Here is a 20,320-nt window from a genome sequence, read left to right on the forward strand (position 1 = left end):
ATGGGCAACGAGCAGAAGCTCCGCGATTACCTCAAACGGGCGAGCGCCGACCTGCAACGCTCAAAGCAGCGCGTACGCGAACTGGAGGCGGTGCTCGACGAGCCGATCGCCGTCGTGGGGGTGGGGTGCCGTTTCCCCGGAGGTGTGGAGAGCCCCGAGGACCTGTGGGACATGCTGGCCGAAGGGCGGGACGGCATCACCGCCCAGCCCGCCGAGCGGGGATGGGAGTTGCCCGGCGAGGACGGACCGGCCGAGGTCCACGGCGGTTTTCTGCGGGGAGCGGCGGAGTTCGACGCGGACTTCTTCGGGATCTCGCCGCGTGAGGCGTTGTCGATGGACCCGCAGCAGCGGGTGCTGCTGGAGACGGCGTGGGAGGCCCTCGAACGCGCCGGTGTCGACCCGGCGTCGGTGCGGGGCACCAGGACCGGGATCTTCGTCGGCGCGATGCCGCAGGAATATCGGGTCGGGCCCGACGACGACGCCGACGGGTTCGTCCTGACGGGCAACGCGACCAGCGTGGTCTCCGGGCGGCTGGCCTACTGCTTCGGCACCGTCGGGCCCGCCGTGACCGTCGACACGGCGTGCTCTTCCTCCCTCGTGGCGCTCCACCTCGCCGCCCAGTCGCTCCGGGCCGGCGAATGCACCCGGGCGCTCGCCGCCGGGGTCACCGTCATGTCCAGCCCCACCACTTTTGTGGAGTTCGCCCGCCAGGGTGGGCTCGCGAACGACGGCAGGTGCCGCTCCTTCGCCGACGCCGCCGACGGCACCGGTTGGGGTGAGGGCGTCGGCGTTCTCGTGCTCGAACGGCTCAGCGACGCCCGCCGCCTCGGCCACCACGTCCACGCCGTCATCCGCGGCTCCGCCGTCAACCAGGACGGCGCCTCCAACGGACTCACCGCCCCCAACGGGCCCTCCCAGCGGCGCGTCATCGAACAGGCCCTCCTCAACGCCCGCCTCACCCCCGCCCAGATCGACGCCGTCGAGGCCCATGGCACCGGCACCACCCTCGGCGACCCCGTCGAGGCGCAGGCGCTCCTCGCGACCTACGGCAGGGACCGCACCCGCCCGCTGTGGCTCGGGTCGGTCAAGTCCAACCTCGGCCACACCCAGGCCGCCGCCGGGATCGCGGGCGTCATCAAGATGATCCTCGCCCTGCGGCACGACCTCCTGCCGCGGACCCTCCACGTCGACACCCCCACCACCCACGTCGACTGGACGGCGGGAGCCGTACACCTCCTCACCGAACCCGTGCCCTGGCCCTCCCGGCTCCCCGGCGAACCCCGCCGTGCCGGCGTCTCCTCCTTCGGCCTCAGTGGCACCAACGCCCACACCATCCTCGAAGAGGCGCCCCCGCTCCCTGACGAGCCGGGGGAAGGAACATCAGGGGGTGGCACCGGGGTCGTGCCGTGGTTGTTGTCGGCGCGGTCGGACGGGGCGCTGCGGGCGCAGGCGGCGCGGATCTCGGCGTTCCTGCGGGAACACCCGGAGGTGGAGCCGTCGGACGTCGCCTTCTCCCTCGCCACCACCAGGGCGCACCTCGACTGCCGCGCGGCGGTCGCGGCGCCCGCCGGGGAGGCAGGCGAGTGGCTCGCGCGGGTGGCCGGGGAAGGCGGTGTCCGCCGGGGGCGGGGGGCGAAGGTCGCGTTCCTGTTCTCCGGGCAGGGCGCGCAGCGGCTGCTGGCGGGGAAGGAACTCTACGCGCGGTTTCCGGTGTTCGCGGCGGCGTTCGACGAGGTCGCCGGGCACCTCGACGCGGGGCTCGACCTGCCGTTGCGCGAGGTGATGTGGGCGGACGAGGGCACGGCCGAGGGGGAGCTGCTCCACCAGACCGGATACGCTCAGCCCGCCTTGTTCGCCCTCGAAGTAGCGCTTTTCCGGCTGATCACCTCGTGGGGCATCAAACCCACTGTCCTCGTGGGGCACTCCGTCGGTGAGATCGCCGCCGCCCACGCCGCGGGGGTGTTCGACCTCGCCGACGCCGCCGCCCTCGTGACGGCGCGGGCGCGGCTCATGCAGGCCCTTCCGCCGGGCGGGGCCATGGCCGCCCTGCACGCCGCCGAGCACGAGGTGCCCGAGACCGACGGGGTGTCGGTGGCGGCGGTCAACGGGCCGGAATCCGTGGTGATCTCCGGTGCGGAGGCCGCCGTCGAGCGGGTGCGGGCGCACTTCGAAGGACTCGGCCGCAAGACGCAGCGGCTGCGGGTGTCGCACGCCTTCCACTCGCCGCTGATGGATCCGATGCTCGCGGAGTTCGGCGCGGCGGTGGCGGGGCTCTCGCCGCGCCCGCAGGAGATCCCCGTCGTCTCGACGTTGACCGGCACGCTCGCCTCCGCCGAGCAGCTCACGTCTCCCGGCCACTGGGTGGATCAGGTCCGGCACGCCGTGCGGTTCGCCGACGCCGTCGACCGGTCGCTCGGCCAGGGGGTGACGAGCTTCCTGGAGCTGGGGCCGGGCGGGGTGCTCTGCGCACTGGTCCAGGAGCGGCTCGACGAGCCGGCCTTCGCCGTACTCCGGCCGGGTGCAGGTGAGGTCGAGGCGCTGACGGAGGCGGTGGCGGGGCTGCACCTGCACGGGGTCCCCGTCCACTGGCACGAATACTTCGCCGGGACCGGCGCACGCCATGTCGACCTGCCGACCTATCCGTTCCAGCGCCGCCGGTTCTGGCCGAGGAGCGCGCTGTCGGGCGCCGGGGACGTGCGGGCGGCGGGGCTGGGGGCGGCGCGGCATCCGCTGCTGGCGGCGGCGGTGTCGCTCGCGGACGCCGGCGGGGCGCTGCTGGCGGGGCGGTTGTCGTTGTCGAGCCACCCGTGGCTCGCCGAGCACGCCGTGAACGGCCAGGTGCTGCTGCCTGGGGCGGCGTTCCTTGAGCTGGCGGTGCGCGCGGGCGACGAAGTCGGGTGCGGCCTGGTCGAGGAGCTCACGCTGGCGGCCCCGCTGGTGCTGCCCGAGCGGGGCGGCGTGCAGGTGCAGGTGTGGGTGGGCGGCCCCGACGAGGCGGGCCGCCGCGCCCTCGGCATTCACTCCCGGCCCGAGGGCGCCGAGGAACACGCGTGGATCCGGCACGCGACCGGTGTGCTGGCGGCGGGGGAGCCGGCGCCGGAGTTCGACGAGGAGTGGCCGCCGTCCGGAGCGCAGGCCCTCGACGTCGACGGGTTGTACGCGCGGCTGGAGGACGCGGGATTCGGCTACGGGCCGGGGTTCCGCGGGTTGCGCGCCGCCTGGCGGCGCGGGGACGAGGTATGGGCGGAGGTGGCCCTGCCGGGGGAGCCGGGCGCGTTCGGCATCCACCCGGCGCTGCTCGACGCGGCGCTGCACGCCGCCGCGTTCCTGGAGGTCGGCGGGCTGCCCTTCGCCTGGCAGGACGCGGCCCTGCACGCCACGGGCGCCACCGAGCTGCGGGTACGGCTGAGCCGGCTCGGCGACGACTCCGTGTCCGTGGCCGCCGCCGACGCGCGGGGCGGGCCGGTGGTGTCGGCCGGTTCGCTGGTGCTGCGGGCCGCGCCGTACGGCACCGCCCCGGTGGCGCGTGACGCGCTCTTCGAGCTGCGCTGGCCGAGGCAGGCCGGGAGCGGGAACGTCGAGCCGTGTCCGGTGGCGGTGCTGGGAGAGGACCCCGTGGCCGGGGAGTTGGCCGCCGCGGGCTTCGCCGTACGCACGGTGACGGAGTTGCCGGCGCCGTCCGCTGGGGAGATCGTCCTGGTGCCTATCACCGGCGGCGGGGACGTGGTGCCCGACGCCCACCGGCTGACGGCGGAGGCGCTGCGCCTGTCGCAGGAGTGGCTCGGTCACGAGCCGCCCGAGGGGGCGCGCCTGGTGTTCGTCACGCGAGGGGCGGTCGCGGCGGCCGAAGGTGAGGGCGTCGCCGACCCGGCGGCGGCAGCGGTGTGGGGCTTGGTGCGTTCGGCTCAGGCGGAGCACCCGGGGCGGTTCGTTCTGCTGGATCTCGACCCGGGGCGGCCGGGTGCCGTGCCTGCTCAGGTGTTCGCGGGGGAGCCGCAAGTGGCGGTGCGGGACGGCGCGGCGCTCGTCGCGCGTCTCGCCCGGGCGGCGCGGCCGGCTCACCGGGGCGTCACCTGGCCGGCTGAGGGCACCGTACTCGTCGCCGGCGGGACCGGCGGGCTGGGCGCGCTCGTGGCCCGGCACCTGGTCGCCGCGTGCGGTGTGCGGCGCCTGCTGCTGGTGAGCCGGCGCGGCCCGGCGGCGGAGGGCTCCGCCGCGCTCGCCGGAGAGCTGCGGGCGGCAGGGGCCGAGGTGGCGGTGGAGGCGTGCGACGTCGCCGACCTCGCGGCTGTCGAGCGGCTGGTCGCCGGGCACCCGGTGGCGGCGGTCGTGCACGCCGCGGGTGTGCTCGACGACGGCGTGATCGAGTCGCTGACGCCCGAGCGGGTGGCCGCGGTGCTGCGTGCGAAGGCCGACACGCTGTGGAACCTCCACCTGGCCACCTGTGGCCTGGACCTCGCCGCCTTCGTCGTCTTCTCCTCCCTGTCGGGCACGGCGGGAGCCCCCGGCCAGGGCAACTACGCCGCCGCGAACGCCTTCGCCGACGCCTTCGCCCACATGCGCCGCGCGGCGGGCCTGCCCGCGCTCTCGCTCGGGTGGGGCGCGTGGGCGACGGCAGGCATGACGGGCGGGCTCACCCGGGACGACCTCGACCGCCTGGCCCGCATGGGCATGCCCGCGCTGTCCGAGCGGGACGGCCTCGCGTTGTTCGACGCCGCGCTCGCCGCGGACACGGCGGCCTTGCTGCCGGTCCGGCTCGACCTGCCGGTGCTGCGCGCCCTCGGCGAGGTGCCGCCCCTGCTTCGCGGCCTCGTCAAAGGCCCGGTCCGCCGTACGGCACAAGCCGGCCCCGAGGCCGCGGGACTGGCACGCAACCTGGCGCCCCTATCCGGGGAGGAACGCCTCCGTGTCGTCTTGGACCTGGTCCGCGGCCAGGTGGCGGGGGTGCTGCGGCACTCCCGCACCGCCGACGTCGACCCGAACCGCCCCTTCCAGGATCTCGGCTTCGACTCCCTGACCGCCGTCGAGCTGCGCAACCGGCTGCGTGCCGCGACCGGGCTGCGCCTCCCGGCGACCGCCGTCTTCGACCACCCGACGGTCGCCGCGCTCGCGGACCACCTGCTCGGCGAGCTCATGGGAGCGCGACCCGCCGCCCCCGAGGCCAGCGCGCGGGCCGCCGACGGCGACCCCATCGTGATCATCGGGATGAGCTGCCGCTATCCCGGCGGCGTTGCCTCGCCCGACGACCTGTGGCGGCTCGTCGCCGGCGGCGTCGATGCGGTCTCCGGGCTTCCCGCCGACCGCGGCTGGGACCTCGACACGCTCTACGATCCCGACCCCGACCACCTCGGCACCACCTACACGCGGTCCGGCGGCTTCCTCCACGACGCGGCGGAGTTCGACCCGGGCTTCTTCGGCATGAGCCCGCGTGAGGCGCTCGCGACCGACGCCCAGCAGCGGCTCCTGCTGGAGACCTCCTGGGAGGCGCTCGAACGCGCCGGAATCGATCCGGTGACGCTGCGCGGCAGCAGGACGGGGGTCTTCGCCGGGGTCATGTACAACGACTACGCGGCGCTGCTGTCGGACGGCAGGTTCGAGGGATATCAGGGGAGCGGCACCTCGCCCAGCATCGCCTCGGGCCGCGTCGCCTACGCGCTCGGCCTCACCGGACCGGCCGTCACCGTCGACACGGCGTGCTCGTCGTCGCTGGTCGCGATGCACTGGGCGATGCAGGCGCTGCGGGCGGGGGAGTGCACACTTGCCCTCGCCGGCGGTGTCACGGTCATGTCGACACCGACCTCGCTCATCGAGTTCTCCCGGCAGCGGGGCCTGGCTCCCGACGGCAGGTGCAAGGCCTATTCCGACTCCGCCGACGGCGTCGGCTGGTCCGAGGGCGTCGGGATGCTCGTCCTGTCCCGCCTGTCGGACGCGCGGCGGCTCGGCCATCCCGTGCTGGCGGTCGTGCGGGGCAGCGCCGTCAACCAGGACGGCGCCTCCAACGGGCTCACCGCCCCCAACGGACCCTCCCAGCAGCGCGTCATCGGTCAAGCGCTGGCCTCGGCCGGGCTGACCCCCGCCGACGTCGATGTCGTCGAAGGCCACGGCACGGGGACACGGCTGGGCGACCCGATCGAGGCTCAGGCGCTGCTCGCGACCTACGGCCAGGATCGTGAGCGGCCGCTGCTGCTGGGGTCGGTCAAGTCGAACCTCGGTCACACGCAGGCCGCCGCCGGTGTCGCCGGGGTCATCAAGATGGTGATGGCCATGCGGCACGGTGTCGTACCCCGCACCTTGCACGCCGGACAACCCTCGTCGCATGTCGACTGGGAGGCCGGGGCGGTGGAGCTGGCCACGCGCGACACCGCCTGGCCCGTTTTCGATGGGCGGCCCCGGCGTTGCGGGGTGTCGTCCTTCGGCATCAGCGGCACTAACGCCCACGTGATCCTCGAACAGGGTGTTCCGGCAGGGGAGGTGCCGGGCTCGGCAACTGCGGGAGACGTCGTCGCCTGGCCGATCTCTGCCAGGACCGGTGCGGCCCTGCGCGACCAGGCCGCCCGCCTGCTCGCCTTCACCGACGTGAGCCCTGAGCCGGACCTTGTAGACGTCGGCCTGGCCCTCGCCGGCAGCCGGTCGAGCTTCGAGCGGCGCGCCGTCGCCGTGGGCGACCGCGACGACCTGCGCCGCGCCCTGTCCGCCCTGGCGAACGGCGTGTCCGACCCGGCGCTCACCGAGGGCGAGTACGGCACAGCCGGCAAACTGGCCTTCCTCTTCCCCGGCCAAGGCGCCCAGCGCCCCGGCATGGGACGAGACCTCTACGGGCGCTTCCCGGTGTTCGCCCAGGCGCTGGACGAGGCGGCCCGACTCCTCGACACCGGCCTCGACGTCCCCCTGCGGCAGGTGATGTTCGCCGCCGAGGGCACCCCTGACGCCGAGCTGCTCGGCCAGACCCGCTACGCCCAGCCGGCACTGTTCGCCCTGGAAGTGGCGCTGTTCCGGCTCGTCGAGTCGTGGTGCGGCACCCGCCCCGACCTCCTCGCCGGCCACTCCATCGGAGAGGTCGCCGCAGCGCATCTCGCGGGCGTCCTTTCCCTGAACGACGCCGCGACCCTCATCACCGCCCGAGCCAACCTCATGCAGGCCCTCCCCCCGGGTGGGGCCATGGCCTCGATCCAGGCCGGCGAGGAGGAGGTGGCCGCCGTCCTGGCCGAGCAGACCGGGCATGGTGCGCCTGTCGTGGCCCTCGCGGCGGTCAACGGGCCGGCTTCGGCCGTGGTCTCGGGTGACGCCGCCGCCGTCGAGCGGGTCGCCGCGCACTTCCGGGCGCTCGGGCGCAAGGTCAAGCAGCTCAAGGTCTCGCACGCCTTCCACTCGCCGCTCATGGACCCGATGCTGGCGGACTTCCGTCAGGTCGTCGCCGGGCTGACCTTCACACCCGCCGACGTCACGATCGTCTCCACGGTGACCGGCCGCCCCGCGGCACCGGACGAGCTGTGTTCCCCCGACTACTGGGTGGAGCAGGCCCGGCGCGAGGTCCGGTTCCGCGATGCTCTCCACGCCTGCCGGGAGGCGGGCGCGGGCACGTTCCTGGAGCTGGGGCCGGGCGGGGTGTTGTCCGCGCTCACGCAGGAGGCCCTTGGCGATGAGGTGGACGCCGTTCCGCTGATGAGAGACGGCCGCCCCGAGATCCCGGCCGTCCTCACGGCAGCGGCACGCCTCCACGTGCGTGGCCTCGCCGTACGCTGGCCCGCCCTTTCGCCTCGCGAGGCCGGTCGCCACGTCGACCTGCCCACCTATGCCTTCCAGCACGAACGCTACTGGCCAGACGCCACCCTCACCGGCAGGGCCGCGGCCTCCGCCGACCCGGGCGACGCCGAGTTGTGGAACGCCGTCCAGCGCACCGACACCGAAGGGCTGGCCGCGCTGCTCGGCCTCCCCGACGAGCATCACGCCGGGCTCGCCGCCCTCCTGCCCGCCCTGTCGGGCTGGCGCACGAGGCGGCGGCAGAGGACGCTGCTCGACTCGGCCCGCTACCGCGTGACGTGGAAACCGGTCCGGCAGGCCGAGCCGCGCACCCCCGACGGGACCTGGCTCGTGGTCACCCCGCCGGGCGGCGCCGCCGGCGAGATCCTGGACGAGCTGCGCGAACACATGCACCTCCTCACCGTGACGGCGGACGAGACCTGCCTCGACCGCGCCGAGTTCGCCGCGCGCCTCGCGGAGCACAACGAGGAGGCCACGGGCGTGATCTCCCTGCTGGCGCTCGCCGACCACGGCTGCGCGGGCACCGGGGACGCGGCGACGCGCCTGCCCCTGGGCTTCGCGCTCGGCGTGGCCTTCGCCCACGCCATCGGCGACCTCGGCTGGGAGATCCCCTGCTGGACGGTGACCCGCGGAGCGGTCGCGATCGACCGGCACGACCCGCTCACCGATCCGGTGCGTGCCGCCACCTGGGGCCTCGGGCGTGTGGCCGCCCTCGAACGCCCCGGCGTACGGCACGGCCTGGTCGACCTCCCGCCCACACTCGACGCGACCTCGGCCGCGCACCTGGCGAGCATCCTGGCGACCCGGGCCGGTGAGGACCAGCTCGCCCTGCGCCGGGGAGGGGTGTACGGCAGACGCCTCGTGCGCCACGCCACCCCCGGCGAGCCGCCGGCCTTCACCACCTCCGGCACCGTGCTCGTGACCGGCGGCACGGGAGCGCTGGGGGCCGAGGTGGCGCGCATGCTGGCCCGCTGCGGGGCCGAGCACCTGATCCTGACAAGCCGCCGCGGAAATCAGGCGCCAGGCGCCGCCGAGCTGACCGCCGAGCTCGCCGGACTCGGCAGCCGCGTCACCATAGCCGCCTGCGACGTCGCCGACCGGGACGCCGTGGCCGCGCTGCTGGCGGCGGTGCCGGACGACGTGCCGCTGCGCGGCGTCGTGCACGCGGCGGGTGTCGCGCAGGCGGCGCCGCTCGCCGAGACACCCCCCGAGGCCGTGGCCGACGTGGCGGCGGCCAAGATGTACGGCGCAGCCCACCTCCACGACCTGCTCGGCGACCGCGACCTGGACTTCTTCCTGCTGTTCTCGTCGGTCGCGGGCGTGTGGGGGAGCGCCGGGCAGAGTGCCTACGCAGCCGCCAACGCCTATCTCGACGCCCTCGCGGAACACCGCCGCGCCGCCGGCCTCACCGCGACGTCGATCGCGTGGGGCCCGTGGGCGGAGGCCGGCATGGCCACGCACGACGCCGTCGCGGAGAGCCTGCGCCGCCAAGGGCTGCGTTTCCTCGACGCCGGCACCGCCCTCACCGAGGTGGGCCACGCCGTGATGCGCCGGGACGCGGCGGTGGCGGTCGCCGACGTCGACTGGGAGCGCTACCTGCCGATTTTCACCGCGTCGAGGTCGAGTGTCCTGTTCGACGAGCTGCCTGAGGCGCGGCAGGCGGAAAGCACGGGACCGGCCGCCGAGAGCGACCTCGCCCGGAGGCTCACGGGACTGAGCGGCAAGGAGCGCCTCCGCCTCCTCATCGACGTGGTGCGCCGCGAGGCCGCCGCCGTGCTGGGCCACCCGTCGCCGGAGGGTGTGCAGGAGAAACGGGCGTTCCGGGAGGCCGGGTTCGACTCGCTGACCGCCGTGGAACTGCGTCGGCGCCTCGCCACCCTCACGGGGCTCGCCCTGCCGGGCACCCTGGTGTTCGACCACCCCACCCCCGTCGCCCTCGCGGAGTTCCTCCTCGGCGGCCTGCTCGGCACCGCCGCGGTCGCCGCGCCGGTCACCTCCTCGGGACGGCACGACGAGCCGATCGCCGTCATCGGCATGGGCTGCCGCTTCCCCGGCGGTGTCCGCACGCCCGAGCAGTTCTGGGAGCTGCTCTCGCGCGGCGGCGACGCCGTCTCCGACTTCCCCGCCGACCGAGGCTGGGACGCGGCGGCACTCTACGACGCCGACCCGGACGCGCCGGGCCGCACCTACTCCACGCAGGGCGGTTTCCTGCACGACGCGGGCGAGTTCGACGCCGGTTTCTTCGGCATCTCGCCGCGTGAGGCCCTGTCGATGGACCCGCAGCAGCGGCTGCTGCTGGAGACCACGTGGGAGGCGCTGGAGTCGGCCGGGATCGATCCGAGCTCGATCCACGGCAGCAGCACCGGCACGTTCATCGGCTCCACCTACCAGGAGTACGGCATCGGCATGGACGACCCGTCCGCCGGACACGCCGTGACCGGCACCAGCCCGAGCGTGTTGTCGGGCCGGCTCGCCTACGTCTTCGGCCTGGTCGGGCCGGCCGTCACCGTCGACACCGCCTGCTCGTCGTCCCTGGTCGCGCTCCACCTGGCCTGCCAGTCGCTCCGCGACGGCGAAAGCTCACTCGCCCTCGCCGGCGGCGCGACCGTCATGACCAACCCGGCGCCTTTCATCGCGTTCAGCCGGCAGCGGGCGCTCGCCCTGGACGGCCGGTGCAAGGCGTTCTCCGCCGACGCCGACGGCATGACTCTCGCCGAGGGCGTCGGCGTGCTCGTCCTCGCCCGGCTCTCCGACGCCCTGCGCGAAGGCCACGAGGTCCTCGCCGTGATCAGCGGCTCCGCCGTCAACCAGGACGGCGCGTCCAACGGCCTCACCGCCCCCAACGGACCCTCCCAGCAGCGCGTCATCCGCCAGGCCCTCGCCAACGCCCGCCTCACCCCCGCCGACGTCCAGGCCGTCGAGGCCCACGGCACCGGCACCGCCCTCGGCGACCCCATCGAGGCCCAGGCTCTCCAGGCGGTGTACGGCGAAGCCCGCCAACCCGGCCGCCCCCTCCTCCTCGGCTCGGTGAAGTCCAACATCGGCCACACCCAGTCGGCGGCCGGTGTGGCGGGGGTCATCAAGATGGTGCTGGCCCTCCGCCACGGCACCCTCCCCGCCACGCTCCACGCCGGTGACCCGTCCACCCACGTCGACTGGACACCCGGCACACTTTCCCTCCTCCACACCCCTGCCGCCTGGCCACGCGGCGAACAGCCTCGCCGGTGCGCGGTCTCCTCCTTCGGCATCAGCGGCACCAACGCCCACGCCATCCTCGAAGAGGCCCCGCCCCCCAACGGGGCCGTCACCATGGGCACGCCGGCGAGGCCCGCGTCCGGGCTTGCCGGGACAGACGTGGCCGCAGGTGAACCCGCTCGCTCCGCACCTGCCGGAGGCGTCGTCCCCTGGGTGTTGTCCGCCCGCACCCCCGCCGCCCTCCGCGCCCAGGCCGCCCGGCTCGCCGAGCACCTCGACCGAGTCGGCCAGGCCGGACGCCTCGACCGATTCGGCGCCGCCGCCGATCCCGCCACGCTTGTGGATGCCGCAACCTGTACCGCCGCCGATCCCGCCACGCTTGTGGCAACCAGTACCGCCGCCGATCCCACCGCTCCCGAAGCCGCTGCCGCTGTAGCGATCCCTGCCGATGAGGACGCCGTCGCCGTAGCCGTCGATGTCGGCCACTCGCTCATCACCACCCGGGCTCTGCTCGACCACCGTGCCGTCGTCCTCGGCACGCCAGAAACCCTGCCGGCCGCCCTGACGGCCCTCGCGGGGGGCGAGACCCCGCCGAACCTGGCCCTCGGCACCGCCGTCGCCGGCGGCACGGTCGTGTTCGTCTTCCCAGGCCAGGGCTCCCAGTGGGAGGGAATGGGCGCCGCGCTGCTGGACGAGTCACCCCTCTTCGCCGAGCGCATGCACGAGTGCGCCGCCGCCCTGTCCGCCTACACCGACTGGTCCCTGATCGACGTCCTCAGAAGGGCCGAGGGGGCCCCCACCCTGGACCGGGTCGACGTCGTGCAGCCCGCGTCGTTCGCCGTGATGGTCTCCCTCGCCCACCTGTGGCAGTCGTACGGCGTGCGCCCCGACGCCGTCGTCGGCCACTCCCAGGGCGAGATCGCCGCCGCGTGCGTGGCGGGCGCGTTGTCCCTCGACGACGCCGCCCGTGTCGTGGCCCTGCGCAGCCAGGCCATCGGCCGGGTGCTGGCGGGCGCGGGCGGCCTGGTGTCTGTGCCGCTGTCGCCGGCCGGCCTGGAACGGCACCTCGACGCCGGCCTCACCGTGGCCGCCGTCAACGGGCCGAACGCCGTCGTCGTCGCAGGCCCGCCCGACCGGCTCGACGCGCTCGTCGAGAGCCTGGCCGCAGACGGCGTCCGCGCCAAACGCATCCCGGTCGACTACGCCTCCCACTCCCCGCAGGTGGAACTCCTCGAAGCGGACCTGCTCACCGCCCTCGCCCCCGTGCGCCCGGTGGCCGCCTCCGTGCCGTTCTACTCGACGGTGACCGGCGACTGGCTCGACACCACCACCATGGACGCCGCCTACTGGTATCGCAACCTGCGAGAGCCCGTACGCTTCGCCCCGGCCATCGGCGACCTGCTGACCGCGGGCCATCGCATGTTCGTCGAGGTCAGCTCCCATCCCGTGCTCACCATGGCCGTGCAGGCGACCGCGGAGCACGCCGGGGAGCAGGCGTTCGCCGTGGGCACCCTGCGCCGCGACCTGGGCGGCGCCGAGAGGCTCACGATGTCCCTCGCCGAGGCGTTCGTCCTCGGCGCGCCGGTCGACTGGCGGCACACCTTCACCGGCACCGGCGCCCGGCGTGTGCCCCTGCCCACCTATGCCTTCCAGCGCGAACACCTGTGGGCGATCCCCGCCCCCCGCCCCACCGGCCACACCGACCCGGCCGACGGCGAGTTCTGGAACGCCGTCGAACGTGAGGACGCCGAAACCCTTGCCGCCCACCTGGAGGTGGACCACACCTCCCTGGCCCCCCTGCTCCCCGCCCTCGCCGGCTGGCGCCGCCGCCGCCACGACGACGTCACCGCGGGCTCCTGGTGCTATCGCGCCACGTGGAAACGCCTGAGCGGCCTGCCTGCCCCCTCCCTGTCCGGCACCTGGCTCCTCGTCACACCCCCCGGGTACGGCGAAGCCGAGGCAGCCGACGTCACGGAGGCACTGACGGCCCACGGCGCCCGGGTCCTGCCGCTCCGGCTGGACGACACGTGCGTGACCCGCGAGGCCATGGCCGCACACCTGACCCAGGCGCGGGCACACGGACCGGCCACCGCAGGTGCCGACGACACGAGTCACACGAATGACACCGAGCTCCCGAACGGAAACGGCCAAGTCGACGGAAGCACCGGCCCTGCCGAGCTCGACCGGGTCGGGAGAAACCTCAGTGCGGCCGACCGTGCCGGTCAGGCCGATAGCGGCGAAGCCGACGACAGCGGTCAGGCAGAAGGAACGACCGGTGCCACCGAGGTCGACCGGGTCGGCGGGAACCCCAGTGCGGTCGGTCAGGCCGATCGCGGCGAAGCCGATAGCAGCGGTCAGGTCCAAGGAACGACCGGCCCCGCCGGGGTGGTGCCCGGCCTCGTTCAAACGATCGCCGACATCGACCTCGCCGGAGTCGTGTCGCTGGCCGGCTTGGACGAGGAGCCGAGCGCCGCCTATCCGGCTTTGCCGTACGGGCTCGCCGCGACCGTGGCTCTCATTCAGGCGCTTGGGGACCTCGGCGTCGACTCGCCCCTCTGGTGCCTGACCAGGGGCGCGGTCTCCACCGGCCGGTCCGATCGGCTCACCTCGCCCGTGCAGGCGCAGCTCCACGGCCTCGGGTGGACCGCCGCTCTGGAGCATCCTCGCAGGTGGGGAGGGATCGTCGACCTGCCGGAGACCTTGGACCGGCGTGGCGGCGAGCGGCTGGCCGCCGTTCTCACCGACGCCGGCGGTGAGGATCAACTGGCCGTCCGCGCCTCCGGCGTACTCGCCCGGAGGGTGGTTCCGGCGGGGCCGGCGAAGGCTCCCAGCCGGCCGTGGCGGCCGCGCGGCACCACGCTGATCACCGGTGGTTCTGGCACGCTCGCCCCGCACGTGGCCCGCTGGCTGGTCGAGCAGGGGGCCCGGCACCTCGTCCTCGTCGGCCGCCGCGGCGGAGACGTGCCCGGCGCCGCCGAACTGCTGGACGAGCTGTCCGGCCTCGGCTGCCGGGCCGAGTTCGCGGCCTGCGACGTGACCGACCGCGACGCGGTAGCCGCCCTCCTCAACGGCCTGCGGGCCGGCGGCCACACCGTGCGCACGGTCGTGCACACGGCGGCCGTCATAGAGCTGGCCTCGCTCGACGAGACGACCCCCGAGGCGTTCGCCACCGTGATGGACGCCAAGGTCGCCGGAGCCCGCCACCTCGACGAACTCCTCGACGACGACGAGGTCGACGCCTTCATCCTGTTCTCGTCCATCGCCGGGTTGTGGGGCAGCGGCAGGCACGCCGCCTACGTCGCCGCCAACGCCTACCTCAACGCCCTGGCCGAGCGGCGCCGCGACCGGGGCGCCGCCGCGACGTCGATCTCGTGGGGCATCTGGGCCGACGACATGAAACTCGGCCGGGTCGATCCGGGGCAGATCCGCAGCAGCGGCCTGATGTTCATGGAGCCGCGACTGGCCCTCGCCGGACTGCGACTGGCTGTCGACCGGGACGAGGCCGTGGTCGCCGTTACCCAGATGGACTGGGAGAGGTACTACCCGGTCTTCACCTCGGTACGGCGGACGGCCCTGTTCGACGACATCCCCGAGATCCGGGCCTTGACCGAGCAGGCCACCCGCCCCGCCGCAGGCGACGGCTTCGCTGCGAGGATGTCGGCCCTGACCGCCGCCGACCGGCGACGGGCCCTGCTCGACCTCGTCCGCACCCACGCGGCCACGACGCTCGGCCACTCGTCGGCGGACGCGCTTTCGGAGCAGCGTGCCTTCCGCGAGGCCGGCTTCGACTCGCTCACCGCCGTCGACCTGCGCAACCGGCTGTCGGCCGCCACCGGGCTCACGCTGCCGAGCACGATGGTGTTCGACTATCCGAACCCGCTCGCGCTGGCGGCGTTCCTCGACTCCCGGATCGCCGGCACCCGCTCCGAGCCCGCACCTCCCGCCGCCTTCGCCGCGGCGGCCTCCGACGAGCCGATCGCCGTCATCGGCATGAGCTGCCGCTACCCCGGCGGGGTGGAATCCCCCGAAGACCTCTGGGACCTGGTAGCCGCCGGGCGCGACGCCGTCACCGAGTTCCCCGCCGACCGCGGCTGGGACGCCGACGGACTCTACGATCCCGACCCCGACCGGCCCGGCCGCACCTACTCCACCCGGGGCGGCTTCCTCCGCGACGCCGCCGACTTCGACGCCGGCTTCTTCGGCATCTCGCCCCGCGAGGCCCTGTCGATGGACCCGCAGCAGCGGCTTCTCCTCGAAACCGCGTGGGAGACCCTGGAGCGGGCCGGGATCGACCCGGCCACGCTGCGCGGCAGCCGCACCGGAACCTTCATCGGCGCCAGCTACCAGGACTACACCTCGGCCTCCTCCGGCGGCGACGGCGCCGAAGGGCACCTGATCACCGGCACCATCCCGAGCGTGCTCTCCGGCCGGGTGTCCTACACCTTCGGCTTCGAAGGGCCCGCCGTCACTCTCGACACCGCCTGCTCGTCGTCGCTCGTGGCCCTCCACCTCGCCTGCCAGTCGCTGCGCGACGGGGAAAGCACCCTGGCGCTCGCCGGCGGCGTGAGCGTCATGGCCACGCCTAATGCGTTCATCGGCTTCAGCAGGCAGCGGGCCATGGCGGCCGATGGCCGCTGCAAGGCGTATGCCGACGCCGCCGACGGCATGAGCCTCGCCGAAGGCGTCGGTCTCGTCCTCGTCGAACGCCTCAGCGACGCCCTCCGCCACGGCCACCGCGTCCTCGCCGTCATCCGCGGCAGCGCCGTCAACCAGGACGGCGCCTCCAACGGGCTCACCGCCCCCAACGGACCCTCCCAGCAGCGCGTCATCCGCCAGGCCCTCGCCAACGCCCGCCTCACCCCCGCCGACGTCGACGCCGTCGAAGGCCACGGCACCGGGACGAAGCTGGGCGACCCCATCGAGGCCCAAGCCCTCCTCGCGACCTACGGCACCGAACGCGAACGGCCCCTGCTGCTCGGCTCCGTCAAGTCCAACATCGGCCACACCCAGATGGCCTCCGGCGTCGCCGGCGTGATCAAAATGGTCATGGCCATGCGCCACGGCACCCTGCCCCCCACCCTCCACGTCGACCGGCCCTCCACCCACGTCGACTGGAGCTCCGGCTCGATCGACCTCCTCACCGAACCCCGCCCCTGGCCCGACACCGGCCACCCCCGCCGCTCCGCCGTATCGTCCTTCGGCATCAGCGGCACAAATGCCCACGTCATCCTGGAACAGGCCGCTCCTGCCCATCCCGGCGCGCTGCCGCCCGGGGGCTCGCCGGACCAGGCCGCTGAGGCATCTCGCGACGTCTCCGACGCCTCGCACTCCGGAGTGGCACCTCTCGTGCTGTCGGCACGCACCTCCACCGCCCTGCGCGCCCAGGCCGGTCGCGTCCTCACCCGGCTCTCGGCGGACCCGGCCCCGGCGTTCCCCGACCTCGCCTACTCCCTGGCCACCACCAGATCGGCCCTGGAACACCGAGCCGCCGTCATGGCTCTCGGCGACCCCGGCGAGCTGACTAGCGCCCTCACCGCCCTCCGCGACGGACAACCGCACGCCGCACTTGTCGCAGGCCGTGCCGTATCCGGCGGGACCGCGTTCGTCTTCTCCGGCCAGGGCAGCCAGCGCCCCGGCATGGGAAGAGACCTCCACGCCCGCCACCCCGTGTTCGCCGAGGCCCTCGACGCCGCCCTGGCCTGCTTCGACGCCGAACTCGACCTGCCCCTCCGCGACGTCATGTTCGGTACGGCGGAAGCCCGCGAAACGCTTGACGACACCGCTTACACGCAACCGGCCCTGTTCGCGATGGAGGTCGCCCTCTACCGGCTGGCCGAGTCCTGGGGGCTCCGCCCCGACCACCTGATCGGCCACTCCATCGGCGAACTGGCCGCCGCCCACGTGGCCGGGGTGATGTCCCTGGAGGACGCGTGCACGCTGGTCGCCGCCCGCGGCCGCCTCATGGCGGCGCTCCCCGCGGGGGGCACGATGGCGGCCCTTGCGGTCACCGAGGCGGAGGTGCTCCCGCTGCTGGCCGGCCGCGAGGAGGAGGTGTCACTGGCGGCCGTCAACGGCCCGGCGTCCGTGGTCATCGCGGGTGTGGCAGGCGCGGTGGCGGAGATCGCCGCCCACTTCCAGTCCGAAGGCCGCCGGACCAGGCGGCTCCGCGTCAGCCACGCCTTCCACTCACCCCTGATGGAGCCGATGCTCCACGACTTCGCCGAGGTGGCCAGGCGGGTGACCTACCACCCGCCCGCCGTCCCGATCGTCTCCACCGTCACCGGTGACCACGCCTCGGCGGCCGAGTTGTGCTCGGCGGACTACTGGGTCGAACAGGTCCGCCGCACCGTGCGCTTCGCCGACGCCGTCACCCGCCTTGCGGAGGAAGGCACAACCGCGTTCGTGGAGATCGGCCCCGGCGCGACCCTGGCGGGCGCGGTCGAGGAACTCGCCCCCGGCTCCGGCACAGCGCTGCTGCGCAGGCGGGAGAACGGCTCCCCATCGGACGAGAACGCCGCCCTCGTCGAAGCTCTCGGACGGCTGCACACCCGCGGCGTGCGGGTGGACTGGCAAGCGGTGTTCGCCGGCTCGGGCGCCCAGGTCGTGGACCTGCCGACCTATCCCTTCCAGCGCGAGCGCTTCTGGCCCGAGGCCGCCGTCCCCGCCCCGTCGCCCGCCGACCCGGTCGACGCCGAGTTCTGGGCCGCCGTGGAACGCGAGGACCTCACGACCCTCGGCACCGACCTCCACGTGAGCGGCGAAGCCCTCGCGACCCTGGTCCCCGCCCTGTCGGCCTGGCGCCGCCGTCGCCGCGACGAGTCGGCCGTCGCCGGCTGGCGCTACAAGGCCGTGTGGAAGCCTCAGCCCGCTTCTCCGGCCCGCGCCACGGGAACCTGGCTGGTGCTCACCCGCATCGGCGAGACCTTCACGGACTTCGGCGTCGAGGTCGTCCGCGTCGACGTGCCCGCCGACGCCGACCGCGCCACCCTCGCCGCTCTCCTGCGTCAGGCGGTTGTCGCCGAGACGGACCCCGCCGGGGTGTTGTCCTTGCTGGCACTGCACGACGACGGACAAACACATGGCCCCGCGGCAGAACGAGCGGCGGCATTCGCGCCGGCCGGGCTGCACGACACCGCAGTGGCTTTCCAAGCACTGGGTGAGGCGGGAATCGAAGCGCCGCTGTGGTGTGTGACCAGCGGAGCCGTGTCGGTCGGGCACTCCGATGCGCTCACCGCCCCGGTACAGAGCGCCGTCTGGGGCTTCGGCCGAACGGTGGCGCTGGAGCACCCGGAGCGCTGGGGCGGCCTCGTGGACGTGCCGCAGGTCCTGGACCGGGCCGCCACCGACCGCCTGTCGGCGGTGCTGGCCGGGGGCGAGGACCAGGTGGCAGTGCGTTCGTCGGGAACATATGCCAGACGGCTGGTCCGGGCGGCGGTGCGGACATCCCCCACCGCGCCCGCCCTGAACGGAAGCAGCGACACTCAGCACGCCGGGAACGGACACCCCACCACCCCCCACACCGGGAACGGGAGCGGCGCCGTCGCGGATGCTGCGAACGCGCGCGGTGTTGCGCCGCATGCCGGCAAGGGGAACAACGCCGCCCCGCGCCCCGCAGACGGGTATGCCGGCAACGGGAACGGCGCGGCCCGGCCCCGCCGGTTCGCCGGCACCGTGCTGGTCACCGGAGGCACGGGGGGTCTGGGCGGGCAGGTCGCCCGCCGCCTGGCCGAGCTCGGCACCGGCCACCTGCTGCTCGTCAGCCGGCGAGGTGCCGATGCCCCGGGCGCCGACGACCTTCGCCGGGAGCTCAGCGACCTCGGAACAAAGGTCACCCTGGCCGCCTGCGACATAGCGGACAGGACAGCCCTGGCGGAGCTTCTCGACCGGTTCCCGGTCACTGCCGTGTTCCACACGGCAGGGGTGGTCGAGGACACCGTGGCAGACAACCTGACCCCTGAGCACTTCGCAACCGTGCTCCGGCCGAAGCTGACCGCGACCCTCAACCTGCACGAACTGACCGGGAACCTGTCGGCCTTCGTGCTCTTCTCCTCGACCGCGGGCACGCTCGGCGCGGCGGGACAGGCGAACTACGCCGCCGCCAACGCCTTCCTCGACGCCTTCGCCGAACACCGCCGCGCACTCGGCCTGCCCGCGACGTCGATCGCGTGGGGACCGTGGAAGGGGTCCGGCATGGCGGCCGACCGGGGCCTCGACGGGATGCTGCGCCGGGGCGGCTTCACCCCGATGCCGCCCCGGCTCGCACTTGACGCGCTCGTGCAGGCCGTCGAGGCGGACGACACGGCGGTGACCGTGGCCGACGTCGACTGGGAACGCTTCGCTGCCCTCCGGCCGAGCCCTCTCGTGGCCGACCTGGCCCGCCCGGCGACCCGGCAGGCGACGCCGGGCACCTCACCGGGCCAGGAGGAGGGCGATCTCCGGCAGGCTCTCGCCGTACTCCCCGGGGCGGCGCGCTCCCGCCACCTCCTGGATCTCCTTCGCGCCCAGGTGGCCGCAGTGCTGGGGCACTCCGGCGCGGACCGGATCGAGGCGGACCAGGCCTTCACCGACCTCGGCTTCGACTCTCTCACCACCGTCCACCTGCGCAACGCCCTCGCCGCCGCGACGGGCCTGCGCCTGCCCGCCACCCTCGTCTACGACCACCCGACACCGCGCGCCCTCGCCGGCCACCTGCTCGCCGAACTGCTGGGCGACCTGCCGGCGCCCGCCGCCGCGGCGGCGCCGGCCCCGCTCGACGACGACCCCATCGCGATCGTCGGCATCGGCTGCCGGTTCCCCGGGGGAGTGGAGTCTCCGGACGACCTGTGGCGGCTGCTCGCCAATGGCGAGGACGCCGTCACCGCGTTCCCGGCCGACCGGGGATGGGATCTGGCGGCGCTCGGCGGCGGCGGGTCGGCGACGCTGCGGGGCGGGTTCCTCACCGGCGCGGGCATGTTCGACGCGCCGTTCTTCGGGATCTCGCCGCGCGAGGCGCTCGCGATGGACCCGCAGCAGCGGCTCCTGCTGGAGACCACATGGGAGGCCCTGGAACGGGCGGGAATCGACCCACACGACCTGCGCGGCTCCGCCACGGGTGTGTTCATCGGCACCAACGGCCAGGACTACATCTCGGTCCTGCGCGGCGGCACGGCGGACGTGCGCGGCCACGTCGCCACCGGCACCACCGCCAGCGTCATGTCGGGCCGCCTCTCCTACACCCTCGGCCTGGAAGGCCCCGCAGTCACCGTCGACACGGCCTGCTCCTCCTCACTGGTGGCCCTCCACCTGGCGGTCAGGGCCCTGCGCGGCGGCGAATGCGGGCTGGTGCTCGCGGGCGGGGTCTCGGTGATGTCGAGCCCGGACGCGT

1 protein-coding gene (only partly in view) is annotated in these 20,320 nt (G+C 74.3%); it reads left to right on the top strand.

The window, feature by feature from the left end; translation table 11 throughout:
• A protein-coding gene (locus Ssi02_RS38965) for a type I polyketide synthase (protein WP_239130042.1) crosses the window boundary here: on the top strand, window positions 1-20,320 show its 5' portion. 8,924 nt of this gene lie beyond the right edge of the window; 20,320 of the gene's 29,244 nt are visible here — the first part of the coding sequence; it begins with the start codon at window positions 1-3; its stop codon lies off the right edge, out of view.

The organism is Sinosporangium siamense (genome assembly GCF_016863435.1).
Lineage (GTDB): Bacteria > Actinomycetota > Actinomycetes > Streptosporangiales > Streptosporangiaceae > Sinosporangium > Sinosporangium siamense.